Origin of the sequence: Mesorhizobium sp. M7A.F.Ca.AU.001.01.1.1 (assembly GCF_004022735.1) — a bacterium.
Taxonomy (GTDB): Bacteria; Pseudomonadota; Alphaproteobacteria; order Rhizobiales; family Rhizobiaceae; genus Mesorhizobium; species Mesorhizobium ciceri.
In genome coordinates this window covers 1-5,709 of record NZ_RZPF01000429.1, presented here as the reverse complement: position 1 = coordinate 5,709, position 5,709 = coordinate 1, and the positions used below count along the sequence as shown (strand labels likewise).

General features: G+C 63.9%; 7 protein-coding genes. 4 read left to right on the top strand and 3 right to left on the bottom strand.

Annotated features, from left to right (window positions below; genetic code table 11):
- Together EN884_RS23305 and pobA are read left to right on the top strand one after the other, a co-directional pair.
- Positions 1–463 (top strand): lyase family protein (locus tag EN884_RS23305; RefSeq protein ID WP_245491972.1); only part of this gene is annotated, 463 nt, incomplete at its 5' end.
- Positions 463–1,635, top strand: coding sequence for a 4-hydroxybenzoate 3-monooxygenase (gene pobA / locus EN884_RS23300; RefSeq protein WP_063167584.1), 1,173 nt, complete (start codon positions 463–465; stop codon positions 1,633–1,635). The genes EN884_RS23305 and pobA, both read left to right, overlap by 1 nt.
- Before the next feature lie 10 nt (positions 1,636–1,645).
- Here the strand turns inward: pobA and EN884_RS23295 are convergent, their stop codons facing one another.
- The gene (locus EN884_RS23295) at positions 1,646–2,116 is read right to left on the bottom strand and encodes an NUDIX domain-containing protein (RefSeq protein WP_027163879.1); all 471 of its coding nucleotides are present in this window, start codon (positions 2,114–2,116) and stop codon (positions 1,646–1,648) included.
- 173 nt (positions 2,117–2,289) lie between these two features.
- Between EN884_RS23295 and EN884_RS23290 the strand changes: the two genes are divergently transcribed.
- Positions 2,290–2,823, top strand: a complete 534-nt coding sequence (locus tag EN884_RS23290; protein ID WP_027163878.1) for a sterol desaturase family protein — start codon at positions 2,290–2,292, stop codon at positions 2,821–2,823.
- A 19-nt stretch (positions 2,824–2,842) separates the two neighbouring features.
- Here the strand turns inward: EN884_RS23290 and rsgA are convergent, their stop codons facing one another.
- On the bottom strand, positions 2,843–3,883 hold the full coding sequence (gene rsgA / locus EN884_RS23285; RefSeq protein ID WP_063167585.1) for a ribosome small subunit-dependent GTPase A: 1,041 nt from the start codon (positions 3,881–3,883) through the stop codon (positions 2,843–2,845).
- 339 nt (positions 3,884–4,222) lie between these two features.
- Here rsgA and EN884_RS23280 point away from each other — a divergent pair, with 339 nt between their 5' ends.
- Positions 4,223–5,257 carry a LacI family DNA-binding transcriptional regulator gene (locus EN884_RS23280; RefSeq protein ID WP_063170181.1) on the top strand — a complete coding sequence of 345 codons (1,035 nt, stop codon included), beginning with the start codon at positions 4,223–4,225 and terminating at the stop codon, positions 5,255–5,257.
- Here the strand turns inward: EN884_RS23280 and EN884_RS23275 are convergent.
- Positions 5,254–5,709, bottom strand: a 456-nt coding sequence (locus EN884_RS23275; protein ID WP_164895118.1) for an alpha/beta hydrolase fold domain-containing protein, incomplete at its 5' end; no start/stop codon positions are given. The two genes, EN884_RS23280 and EN884_RS23275, sit on opposite strands and share 4 nt — an antisense overlap.

Below are 5,709 nucleotides of genomic sequence, written 5' to 3'. Positions count from 1 at the left end.
CGCCGGAACGCTGGAAAAGCTAGGCGACAAAGGTCCGGCGGTGCGCGCAGCACTGGCCGCAAAGCTCGGCCTTGGCGACGCCCCGCATTGGCAGAACCAGCGTGACGCACTCGCCGATTTCGCCGGCCTGAGGAAGCAGCTATCAGGCAGCCTCGGCAAATGTGGCCAGGACATCGCGCTGATGGCGCAAGGTGGAACCGAGATCGAGCTTTCCGGCGGCGGCGGCTCTTCGGCCATGCCGCACAAGCAGAACCCGGTGAAGGCCGAAGCGCTGGTGGCGCTTGCCCGCTTCAACGCCACGCAGCTTGCGGGCATGCATCACGCGCTCGTGCATGAGCAGGAGCGCTCGGGCGCTGCCTGGACGCTGGAATGGCTATTGCTGCCGCAAATGGTCATCGCGACGGCCGCGTCGCTCCGCCTTGCCGCTGAGCTGGCCGCACAGGTCGAAAGTCTCGGCCACTGATGCGCACGCAAATCGTCATCGTCGGGTCCGGACCGTCCGGCCTGCTGCTTGGGCAGCTTCTGGCCGGCATCGGCGTCGAGACGGTCATTCTGGAACGCGCGAGCCGCGAGCACGTGCTTGGCCGAGTGCGGGCAGGGGTGCTCGAACAGGGCACCGTCGAATTGCTGGAACAGGCCGGCGCGGCGGCAAGGCTGCACGCGGAAGGACTGCCGCATTCCGGCATCTCGCTCGCCTTCGACGGACGCCTGCACCGCATCGACCTCGAGGCACTGACCGGCGGCAGGCATGTCACCGTCTATGGCCAGACCGAGGTGACGCACGATTTGATGGACAAGCGCGATGCGGACGGACTGACCACGATCTACGAGGCGGCAAATGTCGCGTTGCACGATTTCGACGGCGCCGCACCTTTCGCGACCTATGACAAGGACGGGGTCACGCATCGCATCGATTGCGACTTCATTGCCGGCTGTGACGGCTATCACGGCGTCAGCCGCAAATCGGTGCCCGAGCGTGCGCTGAAAATCTTCGAGCGGCAGTATCCGTTCGGCTGGCTCGGCGTGCTGGCCGAAGTGCCGCCGGCCGATCACGAACTGGTCTACGCCAATCATGAAAGGGGTTTTGCCCTGTGCTCGATGCGCTCGACGCACCGCAGCCGCTATTATGTGCAGTGTCCGCAGGACGATCGCGTCGAAGCCTGGCCGGACGAGCGCTTCTGGGACGAGCTGCGCCGCCGCTTGCCCGAGCAGACGGCGGCAAGCGTCGTCACCGGCCCATCCTTCGAGAAATCGATCGCGCCGCTGCGCTCCTTCGTTGCCGAGCCGATGCGCTTCGGCCGGCTGTTCCTGGTCGGCGACGCCGCCCACATCGTGCCGCCGACCGGCGCCAAGGGTCTGAACCTCGCTGCCAGCGACGTGCGCTATCTCTTCTCGGGTTTGTGCGACTTCTATCGCGACAAATCCGCGGCTGGCATCGACTGCTATTCGCAAAAGGCGCTGGCGCGGGTCTGGAAGGCGGTTCGCTTTTCCTGGTGGATGACGACGATGCTGCATTGTTTTCCCGACACCGCCGAGTTCGGCCAGCGCATCCAGGAGGCCGAGCTCGACTATCTCGTGCAGTCGCGTGCCGCATCGACCGCGCTCGCGGAAAACTATGTCGGCCTGCCCTATTGAGGGCTGCGGATCATCCGGCGCCTTGCTGCCTGGCAAAATCCAAAAGCATCGGGCGCTGCCCCTTGAGGATTTTCACCTCGGCCTCGGGCAAGGTGAACCAGCCCGCTCTGTCGACCTCCGGGAACTCCTTCAGGGATCCCGACCTTGGCGGCCATTCCATGGTGAAAATGTTGCTCTTGATGGCGGCCACGTCGATGTCGATGGTCGCCTCGACAGACCAGGCCGAGACGATCTTGCCGCCGGGTTGTTTGTAGTCGCCGAGCCGCGCGAAGGGACCATCAACCTTGACGCCGAGCTCTTCCTCGGTCTCGCGTTGCGCTGCCGTCAACTCATCCTCGTCCTCGCCGACGAGACCCTTCGGCATCGACCAGGCGCCATCGTCCTTCTTCGCCCAGAACGGCCCGCCCGGGTGAACCAGCAACACCCTGAGATCGCCATCGCTGCGGCGATAGATCAGCAATCCCGCACTGCGTTTTGCCATTTTTGTACGTCCATTTGCGAAGCCGGCAGCCTGCTGATGGTCCTTGAATCGTTGATGCGAACCTTGCACTAGGGGATTGCGACGCTATGTCAGGCGCGTCTGCATTGCACCTCGGTCGCGAGTCCGGCAATCTGATACCATCGCTTATTTGGCGGCTCGAAGGCTAGGTGACGATGCAACTCGGTCTTATTGGCTACTATAGCGACTTCGTGGTGTATCCGCTGGTGATCGCCGTGCTGGCAGTGGCCGGGCTGCTCGAGGCTGGCGAAGAGAGTGCGCCAGGCTGGATCGGCACTGTCCTCGCCTGTCTCGGCCTCTGGACGCTGATCGAGTATGTGCTGCACAGGTTCGCTCTTCACCATATTCCTTACGTCAAGGACCTGCACGACCGTCACCATGTCGAGGAACGCAGTTCTGTGGGCACGCCAACCTGGCTCAGTCTCGGCGTGCATGCGCTGGTCGCGTTTGTGCCCGTTTGGGTGGTCTCAGATTTCGCCACCGCGAGCGCGGTGAGCTGCGGGTTGATGCTGGGATATCTGTGGTACATCAGCATCCACCACATGATCCATCACTGGCACCCGGCGCATCCGAGCTATCTCTATACGCTCAAGCGCCGTCATGCGGTGCATCACCACATCGACGAAACGGCCAATTTCGGTGTGACTTCGGCATTCTGGGATCGCGTTTTCGGCACGGCGCAGCTCTGAAGTCCTCAGTCCTCGCCGTTCAGCGCCTCTTTCCGCGACCGCCGGAAGTCTTGGCTCCGCGAGGCCCGCTCTGGACCGGCGTGTTGTTCTGGTTCTCGTCGGACAGTTTTCGCCAGCGGGCAAGGCGCTCCGGGTCGAGCGTCCCCGCCTTCAAGGCAGTCTGAACCGCGCAACCCGGCTCGTGCACATGCGTGCAGTCGCGGAACTTGCAGAGCGGTGCAAGCTCGGTGATTTCGGCAAACAGCGTGTCGATGCCGTAGCCGACATCGCTGACCTGCAGCGTCCGCATGCCCGGCGTGTCGATCACCCAGCCACCGCCGGCGATGGAATGCAGCGATCGCGACGTGGTGGTGTGGCGTCCCTTGGAATCGTGCTCGCGGATGCCCCCGGTCTGTTGCGGCGATTGCTGCGCCGATCCGGCCAGCGTGTTGACCAGCGTCGATTTGCCGACGCCGGAGGAGCCGATCAGCGCCACCGTCTGGCCGACACCGCACCAGGCAGCCAGGACGGTTGCCGCATCCGATGTGCGGGGGTTCAGCATCACCACCGGCAATCCACGCTGCAACGCCGCAGCTTGCTTCTGGTAGGTCTCGGCGTCTTCAGCGGTATCGGCCTTGGTCAGCAGGATCACCGGCGTCGTTCCGGCCTCGTTGGCCAGCGCCAGATAGCGCTCGAGCCGGGCGGGATTGAAGTCGGCATTGCACGAGGTGACGATGAACAGCGTATCGACATTGGCCGCGGCAAGCTGCGGCACCCTGCCGCCGCCCTGGGTGCGGCGTTCCAGCACCGTCTTGCGGGTCAGGCGGCGCTTCACAAGGTGTTCATGCCCATCGACCAGCACCCAGTCTCCGACGGCATAGTCACCGGTGTTTGCCTGCGCCGCCAGCGTCAGATCGACCGGCCCTGCCTGGGACAGGCCGGTCAGGCGATCGCGGTGGACGGTGGCGATCCGCGTCGGGACAAGATTGGCTTCGCCGGGCTCGAGCTGGTCGCCGAAAAATTCGGTCCAGCCCAGGCTGGCGAGCGATGGCGTGGAGTGATCCGTCACGGCTTTGACCACGGCGTCACGGACATTGGACGGTATCCCTGGCAGGGGGGGCGAACGGGGTGGGGTGATTTCCAAGCCGTGTATGGGCGGCATGGCGACATTTGGCAAGCAGGCCCGTAGCTGAGGGCTGAGCGGCAAGCTTCTGCAGCCCTTCGTCGAACTGACAATGAAGTCCATGACGCCATCAGTTTTGAAGCGTTAACAAATAATTTGACGCATGGAATATTTTTGCGTTCTATTGGGAACTGTGAAAATTGACTGAATAAGTTCCGTCAAGCATTGTCGCATCCGGTCAACGGCCGCATGACTGTGGGCGGGGCCGATCGTTGGCAGGGGATCAGGAATATATCGATGGCGGAGAAGACGCACCGCACGATGGACGACTTCGCCCAGGCATGCGGCGTGTCGCGCCCGACGCTGTCCAAATATTTCGACGATCCGGCGAGCGTGAAGCCAGCGACGCGGGCGCGCATCGAAGCCGCCCTGCGTTCCTCGGACTATCAGCCGAACCTTTTCGCCCGCAATCTCAACCGCAAGCGCACCCGCAACATCGGCATCGTCGTGCCGACGATCACCGATCCTTTCTACGCCGAGATGGTCAGCCGCATCGAATTTCGTTGCCGCGACGAAGGCTACTGGCCGATCGTCATTTCCTCGCATGGCTCGCCGAAGCTGGAGGCGGAGTCGGTCAGGACGCTGCTGTCGCTGAAGGTGGCCGGCGCGATCATCGCCCCGCTCGGCCTTGCCTCCGACCGCAGCGTCTTCGACAAGCTCGGGCAGGACATTCCGATCGTCTATTTCGACACCTATATCGAGGGCGATACGCCGTTCGTCGGCAACGACAACCGGCAGAGCGTGTCGACCATCGTCGACTATCTCTGTCGCTCGGGCGAACCGCCGGTCTATCTCGACATTCCGCATGTCAACCACAACTCCGGCGAACGCCAGGAGAGCTACATCGTCGCGATGGAGACCGCCGGCTTCAAGCCGGCCGTCATCGAGGCCGCGCGCGATTACACCTGGGACTTCGAACGCATCGGCTACGAGCAGACGGAAAAAATGCTGGAGGCCGGGACCTTGCCCGGCCGCACCATCCTGTGCGCCAACGATCGTCTCGCCTTTGGCGTAATGGCGGCCGCGTACTCGCGCGGCCTGAAGGTCGGCCGCAGGCCCGATTGCGATCTGCGCGTTGCCGCCCACGACGACCATCCGCTGAGCCGCTACACCTGTCCGGCGCTGACCACCATGGCGCAGGATTTCACCGCCATGGCCGGCCGCAGCGTCGAGATCCTGCTGGCCCTGCTGGACGAGGCCGATCCGCCGAAGCAGGGCATGGCGCGCACCGTCAAGCTCGGTGCCAACCTGGTGATGCGTCAGTCGGCCTAACCGGTCGACGTCGATCCCTCGAAGTGGCGCCAGGCCGTCACCCCCTCGACCACCGCTTGCCGGGCGGCGGGAATATGGCGTCCCATCGAGACGAAGCCATGGATCTGGCCCGGCCATTGCCGCAGGATCATAGGCACGCCCGCGGCCTGCAGGCGCGCCGCATAGGCTGCCCCTTCGTCGGCCAGGATGTCACAGCCCGCAAGCGCCACGAATGCTGGCGCGACGCCGGCAAGATCAGGCGCCAGCAAGGGCGAGACGCGCCAGTCCATGATATTGTCGGGCGTTCGCACATAATGGTCGCGGAACCATGCCATGGTCGTCGCGGTAAGGCCGAAGCCGTCGCCGAAACGCCGGTAGCTGTCCGATGTCTGCCGCGCGTCGGTGTTGGGATAGATCAGGATCTGCGTCGCAAGTGGTGGAGCGAGCCCATCGCGTGCGAGCAGCGCCAGCAC

Excerpts from the sequence above, each read along its gene's own strand:
- EN884_RS23280 (WP_063170181.1), top strand. The coding sequence starts at position 4,223 with ATGGCGGAGAAGACGCACCGCACGATGGACGACTTCGCCCAGGCATGC.
- EN884_RS23295 (WP_027163879.1), bottom strand. The coding sequence starts at position 2,116 with ATGGCAAAACGCAGTGCGGGATTGCTGATCTATCGCCGCAGCGATGGC.
- EN884_RS23290 (WP_027163878.1), top strand. The coding sequence starts at position 2,290 with ATGCAACTCGGTCTTATTGGCTACTATAGCGACTTCGTGGTGTATCCG.
- pobA (WP_063167584.1), top strand. The coding sequence starts at position 463 with ATGCGCACGCAAATCGTCATCGTCGGGTCCGGACCGTCCGGCCTGCTG.